Annotated in this window: 26 protein-coding genes; 15 read left to right on the forward strand and 11 right to left on the reverse strand. The window is 73.0% G+C overall.

Annotation, left to right across the window (positions count from 1 at the left end; all coding sequences use genetic code 11):
- Positions 1 to 168 precede the first annotated feature (168 nt).
- Positions 169 to 810 (reverse strand): TrmH family RNA methyltransferase, encoded by a 642-nt coding sequence (locus ACPWUT_RS13890; RefSeq protein WP_284528980.1) that lies wholly within the window; start codon positions 808 to 810, stop codon positions 169 to 171.
- Positions 811 to 969: 159 nt separating this feature from the next.
- Here ACPWUT_RS13890 and ACPWUT_RS13895 point away from each other — a divergent pair, with 159 nt between their 5' ends.
- Together ACPWUT_RS13895 and ACPWUT_RS13900 are read left to right on the forward strand one after the other, a co-directional pair.
- Positions 970 to 2,265 carry an Nramp family divalent metal transporter gene (locus ACPWUT_RS13895; protein ID WP_425838699.1) on the forward strand — a complete coding sequence of 432 codons (1,296 nt, stop codon included), beginning with the start codon at positions 970 to 972 and terminating at the stop codon, positions 2,263 to 2,265.
- An 8-nt stretch (positions 2,266 to 2,273) separates the two neighbouring features.
- Complete coding sequence (locus ACPWUT_RS13900) at positions 2,274 to 2,912, forward strand: metal-dependent transcriptional regulator (RefSeq protein WP_284528976.1); 639 nt, start codon at positions 2,274 to 2,276, stop codon at positions 2,910 to 2,912.
- Between the two features lie 108 nt (positions 2,913 to 3,020).
- Here the strand turns inward: ACPWUT_RS13900 and ACPWUT_RS13905 are convergent, their stop codons facing one another.
- Positions 3,021 to 3,974 carry an SDR family NAD(P)-dependent oxidoreductase gene (locus ACPWUT_RS13905; protein WP_284528975.1) on the reverse strand — a complete coding sequence of 318 codons (954 nt, stop codon included), beginning with the start codon at positions 3,972 to 3,974 and terminating at the stop codon, positions 3,021 to 3,023.
- 42 nt (positions 3,975 to 4,016) lie between these two features.
- Between ACPWUT_RS13905 and ACPWUT_RS13910 the strand changes: the two genes are divergently transcribed.
- Positions 4,017 to 4,826, forward strand: a complete 810-nt coding sequence (locus tag ACPWUT_RS13910; protein WP_284528974.1) for an HAD-IIA family hydrolase — start codon at positions 4,017 to 4,019, stop codon at positions 4,824 to 4,826.
- Between the two features lie 113 nt (positions 4,827 to 4,939).
- Here the strand turns inward: ACPWUT_RS13910 and ACPWUT_RS13915 are convergent, their stop codons facing one another.
- Together ACPWUT_RS13915 and pyrE are read right to left on the reverse strand one after the other, a co-directional pair.
- A complete protein-coding gene (locus ACPWUT_RS13915; RefSeq protein ID WP_425838704.1) occupies positions 4,940 to 5,842 on the reverse strand; it encodes an ROK family protein in 903 nt (300 codons plus the stop codon).
- A gap of 100 nt (positions 5,843 to 5,942) precedes the next feature.
- On the reverse strand, positions 5,943 to 6,521 hold the full coding sequence (pyrE, locus tag ACPWUT_RS13920; protein ID WP_284528971.1) for an orotate phosphoribosyltransferase: 579 nt from the start codon (positions 6,519 to 6,521) through the stop codon (positions 5,943 to 5,945).
- A gap of 133 nt (positions 6,522 to 6,654) precedes the next feature.
- On the opposite strand from pyrE, the gene ACPWUT_RS13925 reads away from it, so the two are divergent.
- Entirely contained in the window at positions 6,655 to 8,208 is a 1,554-nt protein-coding gene (locus tag ACPWUT_RS13925; RefSeq protein ID WP_425838707.1) for a Re/Si-specific NAD(P)(+) transhydrogenase subunit alpha, read from the forward strand.
- A complete protein-coding gene (pntB, locus tag ACPWUT_RS13930; RefSeq protein WP_284528968.1) occupies positions 8,205 to 9,620 on the forward strand; it encodes a Re/Si-specific NAD(P)(+) transhydrogenase subunit beta in 1,416 nt (471 codons plus the stop codon). Before ACPWUT_RS13925 ends, pntB begins: the two co-directional genes overlap by 4 nt.
- A 173-nt stretch (positions 9,621 to 9,793) precedes the next feature.
- Here pntB and ACPWUT_RS13935 read toward each other — a convergent pair whose 3' ends face one another.
- Complete coding sequence (locus ACPWUT_RS13935; RefSeq protein ID WP_425838710.1) at positions 9,794 to 10,216, reverse strand: hypothetical protein; 423 nt, start codon at positions 10,214 to 10,216, stop codon at positions 9,794 to 9,796.
- Positions 10,217 to 10,313: 97 nt separating this feature from the next.
- Between ACPWUT_RS13935 and ACPWUT_RS13940 the strand changes: the two genes are divergently transcribed.
- Positions 10,314 to 11,153, forward strand: a complete 840-nt coding sequence (locus ACPWUT_RS13940) for an exodeoxyribonuclease III (protein WP_425838713.1) — start codon at positions 10,314 to 10,316, stop codon at positions 11,151 to 11,153.
- A 211-nt stretch (positions 11,154 to 11,364) separates the two neighbouring features.
- Here ACPWUT_RS13940 and ACPWUT_RS13945 read toward each other — a convergent pair whose 3' ends face one another.
- From ACPWUT_RS13945 to ACPWUT_RS13955, 3 genes are all read right to left on the reverse strand, one after another.
- Positions 11,365 to 11,991: a dihydrofolate reductase family protein gene (locus ACPWUT_RS13945; RefSeq protein ID WP_284528964.1), complete on the reverse strand. Its 627-nt coding sequence runs from the start codon at positions 11,989 to 11,991 to the stop codon at positions 11,365 to 11,367.
- A gap of 49 nt (positions 11,992 to 12,040) precedes the next feature.
- Entirely contained in the window at positions 12,041 to 12,301 is a 261-nt protein-coding gene (locus ACPWUT_RS13950) for a hypothetical protein (protein ID WP_284528962.1), read from the reverse strand.
- 71 nt (positions 12,302 to 12,372) lie between these two features.
- On the reverse strand, positions 12,373 to 12,924 hold the full coding sequence (locus ACPWUT_RS13955; protein WP_284528961.1) for an NADPH-dependent FMN reductase: 552 nt from the start codon (positions 12,922 to 12,924) through the stop codon (positions 12,373 to 12,375).
- A 114-nt stretch (positions 12,925 to 13,038) separates the two neighbouring features.
- Between ACPWUT_RS13955 and ACPWUT_RS13960 the strand changes: the two genes are divergently transcribed.
- The 4 genes from ACPWUT_RS13960 to ACPWUT_RS13975 all read left to right on the forward strand — a co-directional run bounded on the left by ACPWUT_RS13960 (position 13,039) and on the right by ACPWUT_RS13975 (position 17,094).
- Positions 13,039 to 14,307, forward strand: a complete 1,269-nt coding sequence (locus ACPWUT_RS13960) for a sensor histidine kinase (RefSeq protein ID WP_425838718.1) — start codon at positions 13,039 to 13,041, stop codon at positions 14,305 to 14,307.
- Positions 14,304 to 14,996: a response regulator gene (locus ACPWUT_RS13965; protein WP_284528958.1), complete on the forward strand. Its 693-nt coding sequence runs from the start codon at positions 14,304 to 14,306 to the stop codon at positions 14,994 to 14,996. The genes ACPWUT_RS13960 and ACPWUT_RS13965 overlap by 4 nt, the downstream gene beginning before the upstream one ends.
- 125 nt (positions 14,997 to 15,121) lie before the next feature.
- On the forward strand, positions 15,122 to 16,006 hold the full coding sequence (locus ACPWUT_RS13970; RefSeq protein ID WP_284528956.1) for an ABC transporter ATP-binding protein: 885 nt from the start codon (positions 15,122 to 15,124) through the stop codon (positions 16,004 to 16,006).
- Positions 16,003 to 17,094 carry an ABC transporter permease gene (locus tag ACPWUT_RS13975; RefSeq protein WP_425838723.1) on the forward strand — a complete coding sequence of 364 codons (1,092 nt, stop codon included), beginning with the start codon at positions 16,003 to 16,005 and terminating at the stop codon, positions 17,092 to 17,094. Before ACPWUT_RS13970 ends, ACPWUT_RS13975 begins: the two co-directional genes overlap by 4 nt.
- Before the next feature lie 161 nt (positions 17,095 to 17,255).
- On the opposite strand, the gene ACPWUT_RS13980 is transcribed toward ACPWUT_RS13975, so the two are convergent.
- Both ACPWUT_RS13980 and rraA read right to left on the reverse strand, forming a co-directional pair.
- On the reverse strand, positions 17,256 to 17,636 hold the full coding sequence (locus tag ACPWUT_RS13980) for a VOC family protein (protein WP_425838726.1): 381 nt from the start codon (positions 17,634 to 17,636) through the stop codon (positions 17,256 to 17,258).
- Between the two features lie 97 nt (positions 17,637 to 17,733).
- On the reverse strand, positions 17,734 to 18,201 hold the full coding sequence (gene rraA, locus ACPWUT_RS13985) for a ribonuclease E activity regulator RraA (RefSeq protein WP_425838729.1): 468 nt from the start codon (positions 18,199 to 18,201) through the stop codon (positions 17,734 to 17,736).
- A gap of 97 nt (positions 18,202 to 18,298) precedes the next feature.
- On the opposite strand from rraA, the gene ACPWUT_RS13990 reads away from it, so the two are divergent.
- Positions 18,299 to 18,880, forward strand: a complete 582-nt coding sequence (locus ACPWUT_RS13990) for a nitroreductase family protein (protein ID WP_284528951.1) — start codon at positions 18,299 to 18,301, stop codon at positions 18,878 to 18,880.
- A 131-nt stretch (positions 18,881 to 19,011) separates the two neighbouring features.
- Here the strand turns inward: ACPWUT_RS13990 and ACPWUT_RS13995 are convergent, their stop codons facing one another.
- Positions 19,012 to 19,554 (reverse strand): ArsR/SmtB family transcription factor, encoded by a 543-nt coding sequence (locus tag ACPWUT_RS13995; protein WP_425838732.1) that lies wholly within the window; start codon positions 19,552 to 19,554, stop codon positions 19,012 to 19,014.
- 56 nt (positions 19,555 to 19,610) lie between these two features.
- On the opposite strand from ACPWUT_RS13995, the gene ACPWUT_RS14000 reads away from it, so the two are divergent.
- The 4 genes from ACPWUT_RS14000 (at position 19,611) to ACPWUT_RS14015 (ending at position 24,099) form a co-directional block, all read left to right on the forward strand.
- On the forward strand, positions 19,611 to 20,999 hold the full coding sequence (locus ACPWUT_RS14000) for an MFS transporter (protein WP_425838735.1): 1,389 nt from the start codon (positions 19,611 to 19,613) through the stop codon (positions 20,997 to 20,999).
- Between the two features lie 70 nt (positions 21,000 to 21,069).
- The gene (locus tag ACPWUT_RS14005; RefSeq protein WP_425838738.1) at positions 21,070 to 22,227 is read left to right on the forward strand and encodes a type III polyketide synthase; all 1,158 of its coding nucleotides are present in this window, start codon (positions 21,070 to 21,072) and stop codon (positions 22,225 to 22,227) included.
- Positions 22,224 to 22,928 (forward strand): methyltransferase domain-containing protein, encoded by a 705-nt coding sequence (locus ACPWUT_RS14010; protein WP_284528946.1) that lies wholly within the window; start codon positions 22,224 to 22,226, stop codon positions 22,926 to 22,928. The genes ACPWUT_RS14005 and ACPWUT_RS14010 overlap by 4 nt, the downstream gene beginning before the upstream one ends.
- Positions 22,921 to 24,099 carry an FAD-dependent oxidoreductase gene (locus tag ACPWUT_RS14015; protein ID WP_425838742.1) on the forward strand — a complete coding sequence of 393 codons (1,179 nt, stop codon included), beginning with the start codon at positions 22,921 to 22,923 and terminating at the stop codon, positions 24,097 to 24,099. Before ACPWUT_RS14010 ends, ACPWUT_RS14015 begins: the two co-directional genes overlap by 8 nt.
- The last annotated feature ends 4 nt before the right edge of the window (positions 24,100 to 24,103 follow it).

Raw genomic sequence — 24,103 nt, forward strand, 5'->3', positions numbered from 1 at the left:
CGAGGTCGCGGTCGGGCATGTCCCACTTTCGGTCGGAATCACCCTCCGCAATCGGCGGAAATGGGGACATGCCCTGCAGAGAGTGGGACATGCCCTGCAGAGAGTGGGACATGCCTGTGGGGAGGGGGACATGCCCTGCGGAGAGGGGGACATGCCTGTGGAGAGGGGTCATGCCCAGCGGCGGCACCAGTCGTACATCACGACGGCCGCCGCGGCGCTCGCGTTGATGGAGCGGGTCGAGCCGTACTGGGTGATCTCGACGACGAGCTCGGCGGCCGACAGCGCCTCGGCCGACAGGCCCGGCCCCTCCTGTCCGAACAGGAGCACGCAGCGCTCGGGCAGGTCGGCACGATCGACCGGCACCGAGCCCGCCACGTTGTCGACGGCGACGACCGGGATGGCGGCGTCCTCGGCCCAGGCGGCGAACGCGGCCACATCCTCGTGGTGACGCACATGCTGGTAGCGGTCGGTGACCATCGCGCCCCGCCGGTTCCAGCGACGCTTGCCGATGATGTGCACCTCCGCGGCGCCGAAGGCGTTGGCGCTGCGGACGATCGAGCCGATGTTCATGTCGTGCTGCCAGTTCTCGATCGCGACATGGAACGGATGCCGGTGCGCATCGAGGTCGGCGACGATCGCCGCCATCGTCCAGTACCGGTAGCGGTCGACGACGTTGCGCCGGTCGCCGTCGGCGAGCAGCTGCGGGTCGTAGCGCGGATCGTCGGGCCACGCGTCGGGGCCCCCGGGCCAGGGACCGACGCCGATGGGGAGCTCCGGCTCGGTCGCCGCCTCACCGTCTGCCGTGGTCACCGGACCAGGGTAGCCGCCGTCGCGGTTCACAACTCCGGACGATCGTCGAGCGGCATCCCTGCGTCGGCGGTATCGAGACGTTGCACGCCCGAAAGTCCGGAGTTGCGAACCCTCCGCCGATCTTTCGGCTCACCGAAATCTGCCGCTATAGTTTTCGGCATGCCGAAATCATCGGATGCCCTCGCTTCGACGCAGACCCCGCCACCCCCGGGCGCCCGGACGCCCCGCCGGCCGGGCCGCGCGGCGTGGCTGCTCGGTCCCGCCCTCGTCGCCGGCGTCGCCTATCTCGATCCGGGCAACGTCGCCAGCAACATGACCGCCGGAGCCCGCTACGGCTACCTGCTGGTGTGGGTCGTCGTGCTGGGGAACGTCCTGGCCTGGCTCATCCAGTACCTCTCCGCCAAGCTCGGAGTGGTCACCGGCCGGAGCCTCGCCGAGACCCTCGGCGAGCGCATCCGCAACCGATGGGGCCGCCGGGCCTACTGGCTGCAGGCCGAGCTCGTGGCGATGGCGACCGACATCGCCGAGGTGATCGGCGGCGCCGTGGCGCTGTGGCTGCTGTTCGGCGTCCCGCTGCTGTGGGGCGGCCTGGCCACGGGCGCCGTCTCGCTCGCCCTGCTGCTAGTGCAGCAGCGGCGCGGGGCGCGCAGCTTCGAGTTCGTGGTCATCGGGCTGCTGCTGATCATCGCGTTCGGCTTCACCTACGGCGTGTTCGCGTCGCCGCCGGATGCTGCGGGCGTGGCCGCCGGGCTGCTGCCGCGGTTCGAGGGCGCCGACTCGGTGCTGCTGGCCGCGTCCATCCTGGGCGCGACGATCATGCCCCACGCCATCTACGCCCACAGCGCGCTGGCACGCGACCGCTTCACCGCCGACACCGCCGCCCCGGCCGACCGCGGCATCGCCACCCCGCGCTTGCTGCGGGCCACCCGCTGGGACGTCACGATCGCGCTGGCGATCGCCGGCACGGTGAACCTGGCGATCCTGCTGCTGGCGGCGTCGGCCCTCGCGGGTGTACCCGGCACCGACAGCCTCGAGGGCGCGTACGCCGCCCTGCGCGACGGCATCGGCCCGGTCGTGGCGACGCTGTTCGCGGTGGGGCTGCTGGCGAGCGGCCTGGCGAGCACCGCGGTCGGCGCGTACGCCGGCGCGGAGATCATGCACGGCCTGCTGCGGGTGCGGATCCCGCTGCTGGCCCGGCGCCTGATCACCCTCGTGCCCGCGCTCGCGATCCTGGCCGCCGGCGTCGATCCGACCCTCGCGCTCGTGCTCAGCCAGGTCGTGCTGAGCTTCGGCATCCCATTCGCCCTGGTGCCGCTCGTGGCCCTGACGGCCCGGAGGGATGTGCTCGGCGCGTACCGCAACCGCGTGCTGACGACGGCGGTGGGGGTGGCGGCGTCGGTCTTCCTCATCACCCTGAACCTCGTGCTCCTGTGGCTGGTCTTCTCGGGCGGATAGCCTGGAGCGTGCCTTCCGCCGCGATCGACGACTACCTGAAGACGATCTACCACCACACCGAGTGGCAGAGCGCGCACATCACGCCGTCCCAGCTGGCCGCCGAGCTCGGCCTGGCGCCGTCGAGCGTGACCGAGATGGTGCAGAAGCTCGCGGCCCAGGATCTCGTCTCGCACCGGCCGTACGGGCCGATCGCGCTGACGGATGCCGGCCAGCGCCGCGCGGCGGCCATCATCCGCCGTCACCGGCTGATCGAGACGTGGCTCGTGCGGGAGTTCGGCTACGCGTGGGACGAGGTGCACGACGAGGCCGAGGTGCTGGAGCACGCGATCAGCGACCGCCTGCTCGAGGGCATCTCGGTGCGGCTCGGGCATCCCCGGTTCGATCCGCACGGCGACGCCATCCCCGATGCCGAGGGGCGCGTCGAGCGGGTGCCGTTCCTCCGCCTGGACGAGGCGGGCGACGGCCACGCGGGCCGCGTGCTGCGGGTGAGCGACCGCGACCCGGCGCTGCTGCGCTCGCTGGAGCGGGCCGGCATCGACGTCGGCCACACCGTCACGGTCACCGCGCCGGGCACGGTCGCCGTCGACGGCGGCACACCGATCACCCTCCCCGCGGGCGCCTCCGCGGCGGTCTGGCTCACCGCCTGACCATGCTCCGACCGGGCATGTCCCCCTCTCGGCGGGGCGTGTCCCACTTTCGGCTGCTTCCGACCGCGCAGAACAACCGAAACCGGGACACGCGCGACAGCAACCCGCTCAGCGGCGGCGGGCCTTGCTGGCCTTCAGGTACGGCCAGACGGTGCCGGTGGCGTGCTCGCAGTAGTTCCACAGCCGCGCGGCGAGCTCCGGATCGCGCGTGCCCCGGGCGGGGGTGGCCGGCCGCGGCGGTCCGCTGACGCCCCGCGAGGGTCCCCAGAACTGCCCGCCCTCGACGGCGGGGTCCACGAGGGCGCGGACGAGGGTCCAGGCGCCCTGCTCCTTGGACTGGGTGATGGGCGCCTGCAGGTTCGCGGTGAACCGCTTCAGCCGGCCGGGCGCATTGATGCCGATGATGCCGCGGGTGCGGCCGCTCAGCGAGTAGCCGGGATGGGCGACGACGCTCGAGATGGGCACGTGCGCGGCCCGCAGGCGCCGGTCGGCCTCGAACCCGAGCGCGGTCGTCGCGATCTTGGACTGCACGTAGGCCCGCCACGGGGTGTACTCGTTCTGGAGCTCGGGGTCGATGAGCTCCATCGGCGTGAGCGACGTGGACATCGAGCCGACCCACACCATGCGTCCCCGGCCGGCCGCGAGGGCCAGCAGCAGCTCCCCCGCGAGCGCATAGTGGCCGAGGGCGTTGGTGGCGAAGACGATCTCGTGGCCGTCGTGGGTCTCCTCGCGCTCCCGCGGCGGGTGCACGATCCCGGCGTTCAGGAGCAGTCCGTGCAGGCCGGTGCGGCCGCGGGCGGTGGCCGCGGCCGCGCGCACCGATCCGAGGTTGCTGGTGTCGAGCAGGAGCGTCTCCACGTCCGCCTCGCCGTAGTGGCGCTGCACGGCGGCGCGCGCGGCGGCGAGGCGGTGCGGGTTGCGTCCGGTCATGATGACATGGGCGCCCGCGCCGGCGAGCTGGAGCGACGAGAAGAAGCCGAGTCCGGCGGTCGCGCCGGTCACCAGGTACCGTCTGCCGGAGAGGTCCGGCAGGCGTTCGGGGTCCCACAGGTCGCGCGCCACGGAACCGACACTAGAGCGGCTCGGCCCGGATAGGCTGGCCCCATGCGGACACGCGCCGATATCGAGTGCTGGCTCACGGACATGGACGGCGTTCTCGTCCATGAGAACCGTCCGATCCCGGGGGCGGCCGAGCTTCTCGCGCAGTGGCGCGACACGGGGACGCCCTTCCTGGTGCTGACGAACAACCCCTTCTACACGCCTCGCGATCTGAGCGCCCGCCTGGCGCGGTCGGGCCTGAAGGTGCCGGAGGACCGGATCTGGACCTCGGCGCTCGCGACGGCGGAGTTCCTGAAGTCGCAGCATCCCCACGGCACCGCGTTCGTCATCGGGGAGGCGGGCCTGACCACCGCCCTCCACGAGGCCGGCTTCGTCATGACCGAGACCGACCCCGACTACGTGGTCGTCGGCGAGACGCGCAACTACTCGTTCGACCGGATCACCCAGGCGATCCGCTTCATCAACGCGGGCGCGCGGTTCCTCATCACCAACCCTGATGCCACCGGCCCCACCCCCGAGGGCGTCGTCCCGGCGACCGGCTCCTTCGCCGCCCTCATCACGCACGCGACCGGCAAGGCGCCGTACGTGGTCGGCAAGCCGAATCCGATGATGTTCCGCTCCGCGATGAACCGGATCGGCGCGCACTCCGAGAACACGGGCATGATCGGCGACCGGATGGACACCGACGTCATCGCGGGGATCGAGGCGGGCCTGCACACGATCCTCGTGCGCACCGGCATCTCGGACGACGCGGAGATCGAGCGCTACCCGTTCCGCCCCGACGAGATCCTGGACTCGGTCGCCGACCTGCTGGTGTCCGATCCGATCGAGTCGGAGATGCCGGAGCTGCTGTGAGCGAGTTCGAGCAGACCCTGCTGTTCGCCGCGACCGGCGTGGTGCTGGTGGGCACGCTGGTCGTGTTCGTGGTGCAGTACGTCCGCGGCCGGGGCCGCAAGGACGACTGACGCTCAGCCGCGACGGAGGATCAGCGCTGCGGCGCCGATGAGCGGCCCTTCGTCGCCCAGGGCGCTGCGCACGACCCGCACCCGCCGGGCGAACTCGAGCACGGCGGCCTCGCGGAGGGCGGTGCCGACGAGCTCGATGTAGTCGTCCGACACGTGCGAGAAGCCGCCGCCGATCGAGATGACGTCGAGGTCGACGAGCGTCGACGCGTTCGCGAGGCCGATGCCCACGGCGCGGGCCGAGCGCTCGACGGCGGCCCGGGCGGTCGCGTCGCCGGCGGCGGCCGCTGCGCCGAGCTCCATCCCTGTCGTGCCCGACCAGCCCTGCGCCCGCGCCCACGCGATGCTCGCCGGACCGGAGGCGATCTCCTCGAGGGTGGTGTCGCCGACGAGCGTCTGGCCGAGGTGGCCGGCGTTGCCCGACGCGCCGGTCATGAGCGCGCCGCCGAGCACGAAGCCGCCGCCGATCCCGGTCGAGACGACGATCGACAGGGAGGCCACCGCATCTGCGGCGGCGCCGATCCACGACTCCGCGAGCGCGAGCGCGCCGCCGTCGTGACCGAGGACCACGGGCACGTCGAGGCCCGCGGCGCGGACGGCGCGGGCGACGGCCGCGGCCAGGTCGAACCCGACGAGCGCGGGCATGTTCACGGGGAGGATGCCGCCGCTCGGGCGGTCGACCGGGCCGGCGCTGCCGATCCCGGCGCCGACCACCTGGGCGTCCGCCGGCAGCGCCGTCAGCGCTTCGGCGACGACCGCCGCCAGCGCTTCGTCGAGGGCGGCCGGGGTGATGTCGCGGCCCGTGGCCCGGCGCGCGCGCGAGCCGGCGAGCACGGTCCCGGAGGGATCGACGAGCGCGGCGTCGAGCTTGGTGCCGCCGAGGTCGAGGGCGAGGGCGAACGTGGTCACGGGGGCTCCTGGGGGTCTCGGCCGGCGCCGCGTCACTGCGGCGTGGGGATCACGGGGTTCTGGGGATCACGAAGATCTGGGCATCACGAAGCTCTGGGCATCACTGGGGCTGGAGGCCGAGGTCGTCGAGGTCGATCGCGGCCAGCCACTGCAGCCCGGCGTCCTCGACGGCGGCCTGCGCCCCGGTCTTGCGGTCGACGATGACCGCCACCGCGACCGGCTCGGCGCCCTCGCGACGGAGCGCCTCCACGGCCTTCAGCGCGGACTGCCCGGTGGTGGACGTGTCCTCGACGACGACGACGCGCTTGCCGACGACGTCGGCGCCCTCCACCTGGCGGCCGCGGCCGTGGTCCTTCGGCTCCTTGCGCACCACAAACGCGTCCAGGGGCGCGTCGGTGCGCGCCGACTCGTGCATGACGGCGTTGGCGATCGGGTCGGCTCCGAGGGTGAGCCCTCCGACGGCCACGATGCCGTCGACGTCGCGGATGAGGTCGAGCATGATGCGGCCGATCGCCGGCGCGGCGCGGTGGTCGAGCGTGAGCTTGCGCATGTCGACGTAGTACGACGCCTTCTTGCCGCTGGACAGCGTGAAGTCGCCGTGGAAGACGGCCTCGTCGCGGATGAGGCCGATGAGGGCCTGACGGTCGGCTTCGAGCGCGGGCGTGGAGGCGGCGGTCATGACTCAGAGTCTACGGATGCGGGAACCGCGGTTTTTCACGCGACTTTTCCCCCGCACGCTCCCGCCCGGGCCATAGAGTCGGGAACGTCGCCCCGGCCCGTCCGGCGGGCGGCAGCGAACCCGAAGGAGCACCATGGCCCGTATCGCCGTCGTCGCCGAGCAGCCCGGGGAGACGCGGGTGGCAGCGACTCCCCTGACGGTCGCGAAGATCCGCGCGCTGGGTCACGAGGTGATCATCGAGTCGGGCGCGGGTGCGGCCTCGTCGTTCCCCGACGCCGCGTATGCCGAGGCCGGCGCAGAGGTCCGCGGGCACGCCGAGGCCTGGGCGGCCGACGTCGTGCTGACCGTGGGTGCTCCGTCCGAGGACGACATCGCGCTGCTGCGCCCGGGCGCGACCCTCATCGGGATGCTGAGCCCCGCCTTCCGTCCCGAGCTGCTGGACCGGCTGGCCGCGCACGGGGTGACGGCGCTGTCGATGGACGCCGTGCCGCGCATCTCGCGGGCGCAGTCCATGGACGTGCTCAGCTCGATGGCGAACATCTCCGGATACCGCGCCGTCGTCGAGGCCGCCCACGAGTTCGGCCGCTTCTTCACCGGCCAGGTGACGGCCGCCGGCAAGGTCCCGCCGGCGAAGGTGCTGGTGGCCGGCGCCGGGGTGGCGGGGCTCGCGGCGATCGGCGCGGCATCGAGCCTGGGCGCCATCGTGCGGGCGACCGATCCGCGGCCCGAGGTCGCCGACCAGGTGCGCTCGATCGGCGGCGAGTACCTGGAGGTCATCGTCCCCGAGGAGCACACGGAGGTCTCCGCCGACGGCTACGCGAAGGCGACGAGCGAGGCCTACGACCGGAGGGCGGCCGAGATCTACTCCGAGCAGGCCGCCGACGTGGACATCGTCATCACCACCGCCCTCATCCCGGGGCGCGCGGCGCCCGTGCTGCTCACCGCCGCCGACGTCGCCGCGATGAAGCCCGGCTCGGTCATCGTCGACATGGCCGCAGCACAGGGCGGAAACGTGGCCGGCTCGGTCGCCGGCGAGCGCGTGGTCACCGACAACGGCGTCGTCATCCTGGGGTACACCGACCTTCCGGGCCGGCTCCCCCAGCAGGCCTCGCAGCTGTACGGGACCAACCTCGTGAACCTGCTGACGCTGCTGACCCCCGGGAAGGACGGCGAGCTGGTGCTCGACCTCGACGACGTGGTGCAGCGCGCCGTGACCGTCACTCGGGAGGGCGCGGTCACCTGGCCGCCGCCGCCGGTGCAGGTGTCGGCGGCTCCGCCCGCCGCCGCGTCGGCGGCTCCCGACCGGCCGGCCGCCGCCGCGCGCACCCCGCTGTCCCGCGGCGCGCGGACCGGGCTCATCGTCGCCGGGATCGCGGCGCTGTTCCTCGTCTGCGCCGTCGCGCCGCCCCCGCTCCCGCAGCACTTCCTGGTGCTCACCCTGTCGGTCGTCGTCGGCTTCTACGTCATCGGCAAGGTCGCCCACGCCCTCCACACCCCGCTCATGAGCGTGACGAACGCCATCAGCGGCATCATCGTGGTCGGCGCGATGGTGCAGATCACCGCCGACGACCCGCTCGTCCGGGTGCTCGTGGCGGTCGCGGTCCTGGTGGCGTCCATCAACGTCTTCGGCGGCTTCGCCGTCACCCGGCGCATGCTCGCCATGTTCCAGAAGGGTGCGGGCCAGTGACCCCCGACGTCGCCTCCTCCGTCTCCGCCGGCGCCTACGTCGTCGCGGCGCTGCTGTTCATCCTGAGCCTCGCGGGCCTCTCCACGCACGACACCGCCCGACGGGGCGTCGCATTCGGCATCGCCGGCATGGCGATCGCGCTGGGCGCGACGGTGTGGCTCACCGCCTCCGACGCCTGGGGCACGCCGGGGGCGACGATCGGCCTCGTCCTGCTGGTCGCGGCCGTGCTCGTCGGCGGCGCGATCGGGCTGTGGCGCGCGCGGGTCGTGGAGATGACCGGGATGCCCGAGCTCATCGCGCTGCTCCACTCCTTCGTGGGACTGGCGGCCGTGCTCGTCGGCTGGAACGGGCACCTGGACGCCGGCCACGTCTCGGCGGAGCTCATCGACATCCACCACGCCGAGGTCTTCATCGGCGTGTTCATCGGCGCCGTGACCTTCACCGGCTCGATCGTCGCCTTCCTGAAGCTCTCGGGCCGGATGAGCTCCCGGCCGCTCATGCTCCCGGGGAAGAACATCCTCAACGTCGGGGCCCTCGTCGCGTTCGTCGCGCTCACCGTCTGGTACGTCGTGACGCCGTCGATCTGGCTGCTGGTCGCCGTCACCGTGCTCGCGCTCGCCCTGGGCTGGCACCTCGTGGCGTCGATCGGCGGCGGCGACATGCCGGTGGTCGTCTCGATGCTCAACAGCTACTCCGGCTGGGCCGCCGCCGCGGCGGGCTTCCTCCTGAACAACGACCTCCTGATCGTGACCGGCGCGCTCGTCGGCTCGTCGGGCGCGTACCTCTCGTACATCATGTGCAAGGCCATGAACCGCTCGTTCCTGTCGGTCATCGCCGGCGGCTTCGGCATCGAGGCACCGCGCTCGGGTGACGAGGAGCACGGCGAGCACCGCGAGATCGATGCCGAGGGGGCGGCGGAGCTGCTGGCCTCCGCACGCTCGGTCATCATCACGCCCGGCTACGGGATGGCGGTCGCCCAGGCCCAGTACCCGGTCGCGGAGCTGACCTCGGCGCTGCGGGCGCGCGGCATCGAGGTGCGCTTCGGCATCCACCCGGTCGCCGGCCGGCTGCCGGGGCACATGAACGTGCTCCTGGCCGAGGCGAAGGTGCCCTACGACATCGTGCTCGAGCTCGACGAGATCAACGACGACTTCGCGGGCACCGACGTGGTCCTCGTGATCGGCGCCAACGACACGGTCAATCCCGCCGCCGCGGAGGACCCGGGCTCGCCGATCGCCGGCATGCCGGTGCTGCACGTCTGGGAGGCGCGCGACGTGATCGTCTTCAAGCGCTCGATGGCCTCGGGGTACGCGGGCGTGCAGAACCCGCTGTTCTTCCGCGAGAACGCCCAGATGCTCTTCGGCGACGCGAAGGACCGCGTCGACGACATCCTCCGCGCCCTCGCCTCCTGACCCCGCGCCCTCGCCCGAGCCCCGCCCCCCGCCCCCTCGCCGAGCCGACACGCTTTCACCGAGCCGACACGCTTTCACCGAGCCGACACGCTTTCACCGAGCCGACACGCCCCGTGCGGTACGCGACGTGTCGGCTCGCACGCGACGTGTCGGCTCGGGCGGCAGGGGCAGCGTCAGCGGGGGGCGCGGGTGAGGAACGGGTGCGGCCAGGCGCCGAGCGCCAGCACGGCCAGCACCACCTGCGCGAGACCGGCCACGAAGTAGACGCCGTGCAGCGGCGACCACACGAGCATGATGGCGATCTCCACGATGATCCAGATCATCATCACGAGTCCGGCGGCCGCATGGAGCCCCGCGGCGAGCGCGTACCGGCGGTGCTGGGCGACGAGCGCGAGGGCCTGCGCGCCGCCGACGACCACGCCGAGGATCACCCCGGGCCACGCATACGAGTCGAACACGCTGTTGTCGATCCACTCGCGCGGCAGCCCCATCCCGCCGCCGATCGTGAGCCCCGCCATCCCGATCAGGGCGGAGATCAGGCTGAATCCGGCGACGACCCGCAGGCCGATCGCGACCCACCGCGGTGCGCGCGTCATGGCGCCGACGGTACGCGCGGGCGGGCCCGCCGTCATCGGCCGCCCGCCGTGACTATCGGCGTGCGGGAGCGTCGGCGGGGGCCAATACGCTGGATGCATGCGCCTCGCCACCTGGAACGTCAACTCGATCCGTGCCCGCGTCGCCCGCACCGTGGAGTTCGCCGTCCGCGAGCACATCGACGTGCTGGCGATGCAGGAGATCAAGTGCAAGCCGGAGCAGTTCCCGTACGAGGAGTTCGAGGCGGCCGGGTACACCGTCGAGGCGCACGGGCTGAACCAGTGGAACGGCGTGGCCATCGCGAGCCGGGAGCCGATCGAGGACGTGCAGATCGGGTTCCCCGGCATGCCCGGGTTCGCGAAGGGGCACGACGGCCCGGATGCTCCGCAGGAGGCGCGCGCGATCGGCGCGACGATCGGCGGCGTCACGGTGTGGAGCCTGTACGTCCCGAACGGTCGCTCGCTCGACGACCCGCACTACCGCTACAAGCTCGACTGGCTCGAGGCGCTGCGCGGCTACACGGCCGATGCGCTCACCGCCTCGCCCGACCTCGCGCTCGCCCTGACGGGTGACTTCAACATCGCCCCGACGGATGCCGACAACGGCGACCCGACCGTCATCGAGGGCGTCACGACGCACGTCTCGCCGCCCGAGCGCGCCGCGTTCCAGGCCCTCCTCGACGCCGGTCTCGCCGACACCGTCCGTCCGCTCGTGCCGACGGGATACACCTACTGGGACTACAAGCAGCTGCGCTTCCCGCGCAACGAGGGTCTCCGCATCGACTTCATCCTCGGCTCGCACGCGTTCGCCGACGCCGTGACCGGCGCGGCGATCCACCGCGAGGAGCGCAAGGGCGAGATCCCGAGCGACCACGTGCCGGTGGTCGTCGACCTCGACCTCGAGGGCGCGGACGACGACGACCGTCCGATGATCTTCTGACCCGGCTCTTCTGATCCGATCACCTGAACCGAGGGAACTTCTCGCCTCCGGTCATCAGCTGATGCCCCCGGCGAGTCATGTCCCAGATTCGGTCGATCTAGACGGCGTGAAGCCACCGAAAGTGGGACAACACTCACCGAGAGTGGGACAAGGCGGGACGGTTGGAGGCTGCGACCGGCACCGGCGGGACCGTGATCGCGACGGTGGGGAATCAGTCGCGCGGGTCGATGTCGGCCAGCCGCGGCCGGCCGGCCGGGCCGTAGCGCAGCAGCACCGCACCGGTGCCGGCGACGAGCGGGGGCTCGAGCAGGGCGAGCCGCGCGGCCTCGACGCCCTCGGGGAAGACCCGCTTCCCCTCGCCCAGCACCACGGGGAACACCCACAGATTCAGGACGTCGAACAGCTGTGCGTCGAGCAGGGTGCGGGCGAAGTCCAGGCTGCCCACGACGTGGATCTCCCGGTGCCTCTCCCGCAGCGCCGCCACCTCGGCGAGGGTGTCCGGGCCGAGCTGCTCCGACCCCTGCCACTCCAGCGACGGCCGTCCGCGTGAGGCCACGTACTTCGGCACGCTGTTGAACTTCGCCGCGATGGGGTGCGCGGCACCCTCCCCGTAGGCGGGCCAGTAGGGCGCCCAGATGTCGTAGGTCCTGCGGCCGAGCAGCAGCGCGTCGAGCGCGTCGATGCCGGCCATGATCTCCGCGCCGACCACGTCGTCGGTCACCGGGCCCTGCCAGCCGCCGTAGCGGAAGCCGCCGGAGGTGTCCTCCTCGATGCCGCCCGGCGACTGCCCGACGCCGTCGAGCGTGCTGAAGATGTCGATGTGGATGCGCCCGGTCATGACCGGCTCCTTTCCCGCACGCGCGCCGCCCGGTCGCCCGCGGCGGAGGTCAGACGGCGCGCGACCGTCGCCAGTCGCGCGTGAAGCTCGTGCCGACGGCGAACATCGCGATCCCGAGCAGGCCGAGGATCGGGGCGAACCACCAGAACGGGAAGCCGCCGCCGCCGTCCACGCCCCAGGGGACCATGCCCCGCACGGTCCAGGTCACGGCCAGCACGACCGCGATCACGACGAACACCGCCCCCGCCGTGTCGGCGACGACGGCGCCCACGAGCGACATCGTGCGGCGCGCCCTCGGCTGCTCTGCCATGACCAGACAGTATCGGCTCGGGCGGGCGGGTCGCTAGGAGTGCGTCCGAGTGACCGGTCGTGTCGCGCGCGTCATGCCCACCGGTCGATGAGCTCGCGCAACGCGTCGAGGAAGCCCGCGAGGAACTCGCGGGTCCCCTCGCTCGCGATCGACCCGTCGTCGGCGAAGAAGCCGTCGCCGACGCGGATGTACGCCTCGGGCACGCCGACGAGCGGGACGCCCTGCGACGTGAGGATCGACTTCAGGTGCGCCTGCGCCACCGCGGTCGACACGGCGCCCTTGGTGGCCCCGATGACCGCCGTCGGCACGCCCGGCAGCGAGGACGCTCCCCCCGGACGGGTCGCCCAGTCGATCGCGTTCTTCAGCACGCCGGGGATCGAGCGGTTGTACTCCGGCGTCACGATCAGGAGGCCGTCGACGTCCTCGATGGCCCTCTTGAACTCCCAGCCCACCTCGGGGAAGTCCTTGTCGAACTGGGTGCCGTAGAACGGCAGGTGCGCGATCGGGATGTCGACGAACGTCAGCCCCGCCTCCTCGGCCAGCGGCGCCAGCCCCTCCGCCAGCCGCCTGTTCAGCGACGCCTCCGATGCCGATCCGACGATGACTCCGACGCGATGGCCCATCCTGTGCCTCCTGACGATCTGCGGTCCCCCCATCCTGTCAGCCGGTCCGCCGGGTGGGGCCGGCTCCCCCTCGCGGGGGATGCCGCCACCATCTCTCCCCCGTAGCGTGGAGGGATGACCGCCAACGCTCCCCTGCGCGCGCTCGCCGACCCGCAGGTGCGCCGTGACCTGTGGCTGGCCGCCGGTCTGTGCGTGGCCGCGATCGTGAGCGCCTGGCTCGGCCAGGTCGCCGGCTTCTACGGCGAGGAGTCGCCGCCGTTCACGTGGGCGCTCCTCTACGCGGCGGCGCTGACGCTGCCGCTCGCGCTGCGTCGCCGGGCGCCCGAGATCGTGCTCGTGGTCGTCGCCGTGGCGTTCTTCGTGGGCGTGACCCTGCGCATCCCCGAGGTGTACGTCGCCAACGTCGCCCTCTTCCTGGCGATGTACACGGTGGGCGCGTACGTCGCCGATCGCCGCCGGGCCACCGTCGTGCGGCTCCTCGTCATCGTCGGCATGTTCGTCTGGCTGCTGGTGACCACCTTCCAGACGGCCACCGACCCCAGCGACGACGGCCTGTCGCGCGCGGGCCTGTTCTCGCCGTTCGCAGCGTTCATCCTCATCCAGTTCCTCGTCAACGCCGCCTTCTTCGGCGGCGCGTACTTCTTCGGCGAGCGCGCCTGGGCCGACGCGCAGGCGCGCCGCGTCCTCGAGGAGCGGACCGCCGAGCTCGAGCTCGAGCGCGAGCGGACCGCCGCGCAGGCGGTCGCCCTCGACCGGGTGCGGATCGCGCGGGAGCTTCATGACGTCGTGGCCCACCACGTCTCCGCCATGGGGGTGCAGGCCGGGGCCGCCCGGGCGGTGCTCGACCGCGATCCCGAGGCCGCGCGCGCCGCGCTGTCGGGCGTGGAGGACTCGGCGCGGGGCGCCCTCGCCGACCTGCGGAACCTCCTCGATACGCTGCGCACCCCGGACGCCGAGACCGCCGGCGACGCCGCCGGGGCCTCGACGCTGCGGCTGACCGCGCTCCCCGAGCTCGTCGCGCATGCGGCCGCGAACGGGCTGCCGACCGAGCTCACCGTCGTCGGCGAGCCGGTCGCGGCGTCGGAGCTCGTGCAGGTGAACCTCTACCGGATCGCCCAGGAGGCGCTGACCAACGCCCGCCGCCACGGCGGTCCCGATGCCACCGCCGACGTGCGCGTGCGCTACGGCGCGGAGACGATCGAGCTCGAGATCGCCAGCACGGGGGCGGTGCGCGGCGGGGGCCGGCCCGGGCTCGGTCTCGTCGGCATGCGCGAGCGCGCCACCGCCTCCGGCGGCACGCTGGAGGTCGGACCGCGCCCGCGCGGCGACGGCTGGCTCGTGCGCGTGCGGGTGCCGGCACCGCAGGCGGTGGGACCACGATGACCGACGTGCGGGTGCTGCTCGTCGACGACCACGCCGTCATGCGCGCGGGGTTCCGGATGATCCTCGAGAGCCAGGACGGCATCGCCGTCGTCGGCGAGGCGGCCACCGGGGTCGAGGCGGTCGCCGCGGCGCGGGACCTGTCCCCCGACGTGGTGTGCATGGACGTGCAGATGCCCGACATGGACGGGCTCGAGGCCACCCGGCGGATCGTCGCCGACCCGGCGGTCACGGCCTCCGTCGTCATCGTGACCACCTTCGACCGCGACGACTACCTCTTCCAGGCGCTCGCCGCCGGGGCGAGCGGGTTCCTGCTCAAGAACGCGGGACCGGAGGAGCTCATCGCCGCGGTCCGCGTCGCCGCCGACGGCGACGCGCTGCTGGCTCCGGCCGTCACCCGGCGGGTGATCGAGAGGTTCGCGGGCGGCTCGTTCGCCCCGTCCGCCGGTGCGTCCGCGTCCACCGCCTCGCCCGGTGGCGCCGACGACGCCGGCGCGGCCGCGGACCTGACCGAGCGCGAGGCCGAGGTGCTGAAGCTGCTCGCCCAGGCGCTCAGCAACGCCGAGATCGCCCAGCGGCTCTTCATCGGCGAGGCGACCGTGAAGACGCACGTCTCGAACGTGCTGCAGAAGCTCGGCGCCCGCGACCGCGTCGCCGCCGTGGTCTACGCCCACCGCCACGGTCTGGCCTGACCGCCGCCCTCGTCGCCCACGGGGAGGAGGGGCGATCTCCCCCGGGGGGTGGAGGCGCCCGCCGGCCCGCCTGCCTAGCGTGGAGGCAGAGGGTCGGGAGCGGCCCGCCACCTGAGGAGGAGCGCATGCTCGAACTGAACGGGATCACCAAGAGCTACGGCGGACGCCGTGTGCTCGACGACGTCGGGTTCCACGTCGCGCCCGGCCGGCTCACCGGCTTCGTCGGGGGCAACGGAGCCGGGAAGACCACGACGATGCGCATCGTGCTGGGCGTGCTCGCTCGCGACGGCGGCACCGTCACCCTGAACGGCTCCCCCGTGACGGCCGCCGACCGCCGCAGCTTCGGCTACATGCCGGAGGAGCGCGGCCTCTACCCCAAGATGCGCGTGCTGGAGCACATCGTCTACCTCGCCCGGCTCCACGGCTTCTCCAAGCCCGACGCCACGGGCCGCGCGACCGCGCTCCTCGAGGAGCTGGGGCTCGGCGAGCGCCTCACCGACAACATCGAGACGCTCTCGCTCGGCAACCAGCAGCGCGCCCAGATCGCCGCGGCGCTCGTCCACGACCCGAAGGTGCTGATCCTCGACGAGCCGTTCTCGGGCCTGGACCCCCTCGCGGTGGACGTCGTGGCCGGCGTGCTGCAGGCACGCGCCGCCCAGGGCGCGGCCGTGCTGTTCTCCTCGCATCAGCTCGACGTCGTCGAGCGGCTCTGCGACGACCTCGTCATCATCGCCGGCGGCACGATCCGCGCCGCCGGCACCCGTGACGAGCTCCGCAGCCAGCACGCGCAGCGGCGCTTCGAGCTCGTGTCGGCCGGCGACGCCGGGTGGCTGCGCGACGAGCCCGGGATCGAGGTCCTGGAGTTCGACGGCGGCTACGCGCTGTTCGACGCCGACAGCGACGAGTCGGCGCAGCGCGTGCTGCGCCGGGCCGTCGACACCGGCGACGTGGCGAGCTTCTCGCCGCGGCATCCCTCGCTCGCCCAGATCTTCAAGGAGGTCATCCAGTGACCGCGTCCGCCCCGTCCTTCGCCCAGAGCGTCTGGCTCGTCACCGAACGCGAGATCGGCTCGAAGCTCCGCAGCAAGGCGTTCCTCATCTCGACCGGGATCCTCTTCGTGATCGCGCTGGCCTCGGTGCTGTGGGGCGGGTTCACCGCCGGCAGCGACAGCCGCATCCCCGTGGCGGTGACGCCGCAGACCGCGAGCGCGCTGCAGCCCTACGGCGACGCGGTCGAGGTCACCGAGGCCGCCGACGCCACGGAGGCGCGCGAGCTCGTCCGCTCGGGCGACGTCGACGCGGCGCTGATCCCCGGCGGCGCCGATCCGTTCGGCTTCACCGTCGTCGCCGACGAGTCCGCGCCGGGCGGCCTGCTCCAGCTGCTGAGCATCACCCCGGCGGTCGAGCTGCTCGACACCGGCGGCGTGGACTGGGCGCTGCGCTACTTCGTCGCCCTCGGATTCGGGCTCATCTTCTTCATGGCGGCGCTGACGTTCGGCTCCACGATCGCGCAGAGCGTCGTCGAGGAGAAGCAGACCCGCGTGGTCGAGCTGCTCATCTCGGCGATCCCGACGCGGGCGCTGCTGGCGGGCAAGGTGCTCGGCAACACGATCCTCGCCATGGGGCAGATCATCGGACTGGCCGCCATCGCGATCGTCGGGCTGACGGTCACCGATCAGGGGGCGCTGCTGACGGGCCTCGGCGCGCCGCTGGTGTGGTTCGCCGTCTTCTTCCTCTTCGGGTTCATCCTGCTCGCGTCGCTGTTCGCGGCCGCCGCTGCGATGGTCTCGCGGCAGGAGGACATCGGATCGACCACGACGCCGCTCACGTTCCTCGTGATGGCGCCGTACTTCCTCGTCATCTTCTTCAACGACAACCCCGTTGTCATGTCGATCATGTCGTACGTGCCGTTCTCCGCCCCGGTGGGGATGCCGGTGCGCGTCTTCCTGGGCGAGGCGCAGTGGTGGGAGCCGCTCGTCTCGCTGGCGATCCTGCTCGCGACCTGCGCGCTGGCCATCGTGATCGGCGCCAAGATCTACGAGAACTCGCTGCTGCGGATGGGCGCCCGTGTGAAGCTCGCCGAGGCGCTCAAGGCCTGAGCCGGCGCGGCGTTTCGTCTCTGCGTTTCGTCTCTGCGTTTCGTCTCGCTTCGCTCGCTCAACGACCGGTCGGGGTGCTGCTCCGGCCGGTCGTCGAGCGAGGAGCGCAGCGACGAGACGAAACGCCTCAGCCGAGGAGCGCAGCGACGAGACGAAACGCCTCAGCCGACGAGCACCGACAGGACGTTGCCGGCCGGATCGCGGAACCAGGCGATGTCGGGTCCGCCGTTGCCGCGGGCGATGCCGCGCTCGTCGGTGGGCAGGTCCTCGCGGTCGTAGATCTTGGTGGTCACCCCGGCGGCGTTGAGCTCGTCGACGGCGGTGTCGATGTCGTCGACGACGAGGTTCAGGATCGTGAAGGTGGCCGGCTCGTGGTCGTCCTTCGGGTACGCGATCACGTGGCCGCCGCCGGGGAGGGCGATCTCGAGGATGCCCATCCCGTTCCGCTCGACGGCGAGGCCGAGGGTGTCGCGGTAGAACGACTCGGCGGCGGCGAGGTCGTCCACGGAGAATCCCGCGAACGCCGAGCTGATGGTGACCATGGCTGCTCCTGTGGATCGGTGCGGAGGATGAGGCGGGGCTCCGCCGTGACCTCAGTCTTCTTCTCCACGCGGCGTTGCGCCAGGGGTCGCGGCGGCGTCAGCGCTCCACGAGGATGCCGTCGGCATCGGCCCAGACGTGCGCGCCCGGACGGAAGCGGACGCCGCCGATCTCGACGGGGACATCCACCTCGCCCGCGCCGTCCTTCGCGCTCTTGCGCGGGTTGGAGCCGAGGGCCTTGACCCCGAGCGGCAGGCGGCCGATCGCGTCGCGGTCACGGATGGCGCCGTGGACGATGATGCCCGACCAGCCGTGCGCGACGGCCGAGGCCGCGATGAGGTCGCCGACGAGCGCCGACTCCAGCGATCCGCCGCCGTCGATCACGAGCACCGCGCCCTCGCCCGCCGTGGCGAGGACTTCCTTCACGAGCGCGTTGTCGCGATGGCACCGCACGGTGCGCACCGGACCGTCGAACGCGGTGCTTCCGCCGAAGTCGTGGAACTGTACCGCGACGGAGTCGAGCTCGTCGCCGCGCTCGTCGAAGAGGTCGGCCGTGGCGATCGTCATCCCCTCACGGTACTGCGGGAACAGATGGGCGTCGTATGCGGTTGCATGCATCAGGACGATGGCGTCCCCATCCGAGAAAGCCGAACGAGGAGACGCCATGAGCATCACCACCGTCCACACCGCCCAGACCGACGCGCCCATCCTGGACGTCCTGGCCGAGCGCTGGAGCACCCGCGTGTTCGACGCCGAGACCCCGGTCGACGAGGAGGCGCTGCACAGCGCGCTCGAAGCGGCCCGCTGGGCGCCGTCCGCCAACAACACCCAGCCGTGGCGCTTCGTCGTCGCGCGCCGCGGCAGCGCCGAGCACGCGGCCATCGTGGCCGCGCTCATGGGCTTCAACCGCTCGTGGGCGGGCGACGCGGCGGCACTCGTCGTCTTCGCCACGACCACCTCGGTCGACGGCAAGCCGCTGGCCTGGGCGTCCTACGACGCCGGCCAGGCGGCCGCGTACTTCACGATCCAGGCGCACGCGTCGGGCCTGCACACCCACCAGATGGGCGGGTTCGACCGCGAGGCGATCGCCCGCGCGTTCGGCTTCGGCGCCGACCTGGCGGCGGTCACCGTCATGGCCGTCGGCGCTCTCGGCGACATCGACGCGGCACCCGAGGCCCTGCGCGAGCGCGAGCTCGCCCCGCGCACCCGCCTGCCGCTGGAGACGACGGTCGTCGCGAACGCCTGACCCCGCGCTGCGCGCAGCGGCTCGGGCGTCGAGCCCACCCCTTGCCACCGAGCGGGCCCCTTGTGACCCGACACAGGGGGCCCGCTCGGCGTGTAGGGGTGGGCTCGGCGAGCGAGGGCGAGGTCCGCCGGTCAGGGGGCGGGCGGGTTCAGGTCGGGATGGAGCACCGTCACGAGCGAGAAGGTCTCGCCGTCGACGTCGGGACCGCGCTGCTTGAACTCCTCGAGGAGGCCGTAGAGCCGGTCCCGGAGCTCGTCGACGTGCTCCTGATTCAGGCGCAGGCCCAGCCAGGTCGTCTCGATGTCGGCGGGATCCACGCCCACGATCTGCTGGCGCATGGTCTCCAGCAGCACGATCGACTGGTTGGGCACCCGCGGCGCGCGCCACGAGCGGCCCGTCGCGCGGTACGGCACCTCGCGGGCCCCTCGTGCGCCGGCCCGCGCCGGCTCGGCAGCGAGCAGCCCGGTGTCGACGAGCGTGCGCACGTGATGGAGCATGGTGCCCGGGTTCACCTCGAGCAGATCGGCGAGCTCCTTGTTGGTCCGCGCCTCCCACGCGCACAGCCGCAGCATGCGCAGGCGCAGCGGCGAGCTGAGCGCGCGGGCGAGCGCCTCCGACTCGGCCTCGGAGGGCACGTCGGCGCCGTCGTCCCGGGTTTCGGTCGTGTCGGCCATGTCCGCAGTCTAGCGCCCGATTGACAATTCCCAATCGGTGATCGACACTGATTGGCATGTCCCAATCGGAACAGCCTCCGGAGGTCGTCGCGGCCGCCCGCGCCGAGTCGCCGTCCGGCATGTCGCGCGCCGACGCCGCCGACGCGGTCGAGTCCGAGCAGGGCGCGCCCCCCGCCCCCGCCGCCCGCGGATCGCTGTGGCGCGACCGCAACTTCCTCACCATGTGGGGCGGCCAGGCGCTCAGCCAGTTCGGCTCGCAGATCACCGAGCTCGCCCTTCCCGTGCTCGCCGTCCTGGTGCTGCAGGCCACCGAGGCGCAGGTCGGCTACCTCAATGCGGCCGCGATGGCCGCGTTCCTCGTGGTGGGCCTTCCCGCCGGCGCGTGGATCGACCGCATGCGCAAGCGGCACGTCATGATCTGGGCGGACGCGGTGCGCGCGCTCGCCCTCGCCGCTGTCCCGGTGCTGTTCCTCACCGGCGGGCTCGAGATGTGGCATCTGTACGCGGTGGCCCTCGTGGTGGGCGTCGCGACCGTCTTCTTCGACGTGTCGTACCAGTCGATCGTCCCCTCGCTCGTGCGACCCGACCAGATCGCCGAGGCCAACGGCAAGCTCGAGTCCACCCAGCAGCTGGCAGGCCTGTCGGGCCCGGCCGTCGCCGGCGGCCTCGTGGGGCTCATCACCGCTCCGCTCGCCGTCCTGGCCACCGTCGCCACCTACGTGGCGTCGCTGATCGCCCTGCTGCGCACACGCGACCACGAGACCCTCCGGGCGCCCGAGGATCGCGCGCCCCTGCACCGGGAGATCGCCGAGGGGCTCGCGTGGGTCTTCGGCAACAGATTCCTGCGGCGCATCGTCGCCACGACGGGGATCTCGAACCTCTTCAGCACCTTCATCTTCACCCTCATGCCGATCTACTACCTGCGGATCATCGGGTTCACGCCCGCCGTCATGGGTCTCGTCTTCTCGCTGACGGCCGTCGGCGGGCTGCTCGGCGCGATCGCCACACCGCGCATCGTGGCCCGGGTCGGCGAGGCGCGGGCGATCCCCCTGAGCGCGATCGCCTTCAGCCTGTCGGTGATCCCGTTCCCGCTCGCGGTGCTGCTCCCCACCCCTGCCGCCTTCGCCCTGGTGGTCGCCCAGGGGTTCGTGATGAGCTTCGCGGTGCTCGTCTACAACATCACCCAGGTGACCTTCCGCCAGCGCATCACACCGCCGCGTCTGCTCGGCCGGATGAACGCGTCGATCCGGTTCTGCGTCTGGGGGGTGATGCCGCTGTCGGCGCTGGCCGCGGGATGGCTGGGCACCTGGCTCGGCACCGTGCCGGCGCTGTGGATCGGCGCGGCCGGCTCGGTGGCGTCGGCGCTGCCGGTCGTGCTCGGGCCGTTCTGGCGGGTGCGCGACCTGCCGCGCGCCGAGGATCCGTCCGGCGACGCCGCCGCCTGAGCGAGGTCACCTCCGCGGCGTCTGTCCGCAACCCCCATCGGGAATCCGCCGATGCCGGTTACGGTGAACCATGCCCGCCAGCATCCTGTCGATCGGAACCGCCGTTCCCCCGACGCGCCTCCCGCAAGAGCACGTGCGCGACCTGTTCACCGCGCAGCCGGGGGTGGACCGATTGACGTCACGACTGATCCACGCCGCCTTCGACGCCGCGGCCATCGACACCCGGCACACGGTGCTCGCCGAGCTCGGCGAGGGCGCCGCCCGCACCTCGGCCGACCGGGCCCCCGGAACGCTGCCGGTGATCGGCGCCGACGGGGTGCTCCACGCTCCCACGACCGCCGCCCGCAACGCCGAGTACGTGCGGCTCGCGCCGCCCCTGTTCGCCGAGGCCGCCCGCGCCGCGCTGGCCGGCGCCGCCCTGGAGCCGGCGGCGATCACCCATGTCGTCACCGTGTCGTGCACCGGCCTGTTCGCCCCCGGCCCGGACTACCGTCTGATCCGCGACCTGGGGCTGGCGCCGACCGCCGAGCGCTTCCATCTGGGATTCGTCGGCTGCGCCGCCGCCATGCCCGCGCTGCGGCTGGCCGACGCCCTGTGCGCCGCCCAGCCCGACGCCGTCGTCCTCGTCGTGTGCGCCGAGCTGTGCACCCTCCACTTCCGCCCCTCACCCGACCCCGAGCAGATCGTCGCGGCCTCGGTGTTCGCCGACGGCGCGGCCGCCGCGATCGTCAGCGCCCGCGCCGACCTGCGAGATCGCGCCGGCGCGCGGCTCGACCTCGAGCGCTTCGGGACCACCGTCACCGACGACGGCGAGCGCGACATGGCGTGGACCATCGGCGACCACGGCTTCGAGATGACGCTCACCGCCGAGGTCCCCCGCATCATCGGGAGGGAGATCCGCGCCGCGGTGGGCGCGTTCCTCGCCGGCGACACCCCCGCGGTGTGGGCCGTGCACCCCGGGGGCCGGAGCGTCCTGGACCGGGTCGAAGCGGGACTCGCTCTGCCGGCCGACGCATTGGCGGCCTCGCGCGCCGTCCTGCGCACGCACGGCAACATGTCCAGCGCGACGATCCTCTTCATCCTCGCTGAGCTCCTCGCCGACGAGACCGGCACCGGGGGCGGGTCCGGCACCGGCGGCGGGTCCGCCTCCATCGCCGCCCTCGCCTTCGGCCCCGGCCTGACCGTCGAGTCCGCCCTGCTCACCCGCCGCCCCGGCCCCGCGTCATGAGCCTGCGCGAGCGCGACACGGCCGTGCGCGAACTGATGGACGATCCGGACTGCGATCCCGACCGCCTCGCGGCGACGCTGCGCCGCTTCCGGATCGTGAACCGGCTCGTGGCGGCGTGGGGCGGGGTGTACCGCGACCACCTCCGCCCGCACCTCGTCGCCCGGCAGCGCGAAGGACGGGGCGCCGCGCGCGTGCTCGACCTGGGATCGGGCGGCGGCGACGTCATCGCCCGGCTGGCGGGCCTCGCGCGCCGCGACGGCCTGGACGTCGAGTGGGTCGGTGCCGACCCCGACCCCCGCGCGCATGCGGTGGCCTCGGCGGCGGCGATCCCCGGTGCGCGCTTCCGCTGCACCGACTCCGGCACCCTCCGCGCCGAGGGGGAGGTGTTCGACGCCGTGCTGTCGAACCACGTGCTGCATCACCTCGCGGCCGACGAGCTCGCCGCCTTCGCGGACGACTCCCTCGCCCTGACGGACGGGCCCGTGCTGCACGGCGACATCGCTCGCTCGCCCGCCGCCTACGGCCTGTACGCCGTGGGCATCACTCCGCTCGCGCCCGGGACCTTCCTGCGCACCGACGGCCTCCGCTCGATCCGGCGCAGCTACCGCACGGAAGAGCTGGCGCAGGCGCTCGGACCCCGGTGGCGGGTCGAGACGCCGGCGGCGTTCCGCGTGCTCGCGGTGGGGACCGGCCGTGCCTGACGTCGTCGTGGTGGGTGCGGGACCGGTGGGCCTCCTGCTCTCCGCGGAGCTCGCGCGCCGCGGGCTCGATGTGCTCACCCTCGAGCGCCGCGCGGAACGGGGCTCCCGCTCCCGCGCGATCGGACTCCACGCGCCGGTGCTGGCCGCCCTCGAGCCGAGCGGGATCACCGAGCGCCTCCTCGCCGGCGCCGTGCGCGTCGACCGAGGGGAATGCCGCGCCGACGGGCGGGTGCTCGGCGTCGTGCGGTTCGACGCCCTCTCGACGCGGTTCCCGTTCGTGGCGACCCTGCCGCAGCCGGTGACCGAAGCCGCCCTCGCGCAGGATGCTCCCGCCGTGCGGCGCGGGGTCCTCGTCACCGGCATCCGCACGATCGCGGGCGACGGCCGGCGGCGCGTGCGCGTGCACGCCGTGACGGAGGACGGCGCGCGCGAGTGGGACGCCGCGGTGGCGATCGTCGCGTCGGGAGCGGGCGGGCGGGACCTCGTCTACCGCCCGGGTGGCGTCGCGGTCCACGCGTACGCCGACCGCTACCTCATGGCAGATGCCGACGTCGATCCCCGGCCGGACGCCGACGTGGCCGTCGTGACCCTCGCGCGCGACGGCGTGCTGGAGTCGTTCCCGCTCCCCGGGGGCCGGCGGCGCTTCGTCGCGTGGGACGGCCTCGGCGACGACCTCGACACCGGACCGGAGACCCGCGACGAGCGCCTGCGCGCGGCGATGCGTCGACGCGGCGAGGCGGCGGCCGCGGAGCGCGTGACCGGCGCCACATCGTTCCGGGTGCGCCGGGCGGTGGCTCCGCGTCTGCGCCGCGGGCCGGTCCTCGTCGTCGGCGATGCCGCCCACGAGGTGAGCCCGATCGGCGGCCAGGGCATGAACCTCGGACTGCTGGACGCCGTCGGCCTGGCCCCGCTCGTCGCCACGTGGGTCCGCACCGGTGCGGCCCCCGATGCCGAGCTGGAGCGGTGGGAGCGGTCGCGGGTGCGGTCGGCCCGGGTCGCCGCCGCCATCGCGAGCGTCAACACGGCTCTCGGCCGGCCGCGCAGTCCCGTGCTCCATCGCGTGCGGTCGAGCGTGCTGGGGGCCGCGATCTCCGGTCCGGGCGGGCGGCTCCTCGCGCACGCCTACGCGATGGGGTTCGACAGCGGCCGACACCCCACCGCGGCAGGGTAGCGGC

This window comes from Microbacterium sp. PA5 (assembly GCF_049860775.1).
In the GTDB taxonomy this organism is placed as follows: Bacteria; Actinomycetota; Actinomycetes; order Actinomycetales; family Microbacteriaceae; genus Microbacterium.

Coding starts and splice junctions, on each gene's coding strand:
- ACPWUT_RS13895 (WP_425838699.1), top strand. CDS start 970: ATGCCGAAATCATCGGATGCCCTCGCTTCGACGCAGACCCCGCCACCC.
- ACPWUT_RS13910 (WP_284528974.1), top strand. CDS start 4,017: ATGCGGACACGCGCCGATATCGAGTGCTGGCTCACGGACATGGACGGC.
- pyrE (WP_284528971.1), bottom strand. CDS start 6,521: ATGACCGCCGCCTCCACGCCCGCGCTCGAAGCCGACCGTCAGGCCCTC.
- ACPWUT_RS13925 (WP_425838707.1), top strand. CDS start 6,655: ATGGCCCGTATCGCCGTCGTCGCCGAGCAGCCCGGGGAGACGCGGGTG.
- ACPWUT_RS13935 (WP_425838710.1), bottom strand. CDS start 10,216: ATGACGCGCGCACCGCGGTGGGTCGCGATCGGCCTGCGGGTCGTCGCC.
- ACPWUT_RS13940 (WP_425838713.1), top strand. CDS start 10,314: ATGCGCCTCGCCACCTGGAACGTCAACTCGATCCGTGCCCGCGTCGCC.
- ACPWUT_RS13945 (WP_284528964.1), bottom strand. CDS start 11,991: ATGACCGGGCGCATCCACATCGACATCTTCAGCACGCTCGACGGCGTC.
- ACPWUT_RS13950 (WP_284528962.1), bottom strand. CDS start 12,301: ATGGCAGAGCAGCCGAGGGCGCGCCGCACGATGTCGCTCGTGGGCGCC.
- ACPWUT_RS13955 (WP_284528961.1), bottom strand. CDS start 12,924: ATGGGCCATCGCGTCGGAGTCATCGTCGGATCGGCATCGGAGGCGTCG.
- ACPWUT_RS13960 (WP_425838718.1), top strand. CDS start 13,039: ATGACCGCCAACGCTCCCCTGCGCGCGCTCGCCGACCCGCAGGTGCGC.
- ACPWUT_RS13965 (WP_284528958.1), top strand. CDS start 14,304: ATGACCGACGTGCGGGTGCTGCTCGTCGACGACCACGCCGTCATGCGC.
- ACPWUT_RS13970 (WP_284528956.1), top strand. CDS start 15,122: ATGCTCGAACTGAACGGGATCACCAAGAGCTACGGCGGACGCCGTGTG.
- ACPWUT_RS13980 (WP_425838726.1), bottom strand. CDS start 17,636: ATGGTCACCATCAGCTCGGCGTTCGCGGGATTCTCCGTGGACGACCTC.
- rraA (WP_425838729.1), bottom strand. CDS start 18,201: ATGACGATCGCCACGGCCGACCTCTTCGACGAGCGCGGCGACGAGCTC.
- ACPWUT_RS13990 (WP_284528951.1), top strand. CDS start 18,299: ATGAGCATCACCACCGTCCACACCGCCCAGACCGACGCGCCCATCCTG.
- ACPWUT_RS13995 (WP_425838732.1), bottom strand. CDS start 19,554: ATGGCCGACACGACCGAAACCCGGGACGACGGCGCCGACGTGCCCTCC.
- ACPWUT_RS14000 (WP_425838735.1), top strand. CDS start 19,611: ATGTCCCAATCGGAACAGCCTCCGGAGGTCGTCGCGGCCGCCCGCGCC.
- ACPWUT_RS14005 (WP_425838738.1), top strand. CDS start 21,070: ATGCCCGCCAGCATCCTGTCGATCGGAACCGCCGTTCCCCCGACGCGC.
- ACPWUT_RS14010 (WP_284528946.1), top strand. CDS start 22,224: ATGAGCCTGCGCGAGCGCGACACGGCCGTGCGCGAACTGATGGACGAT.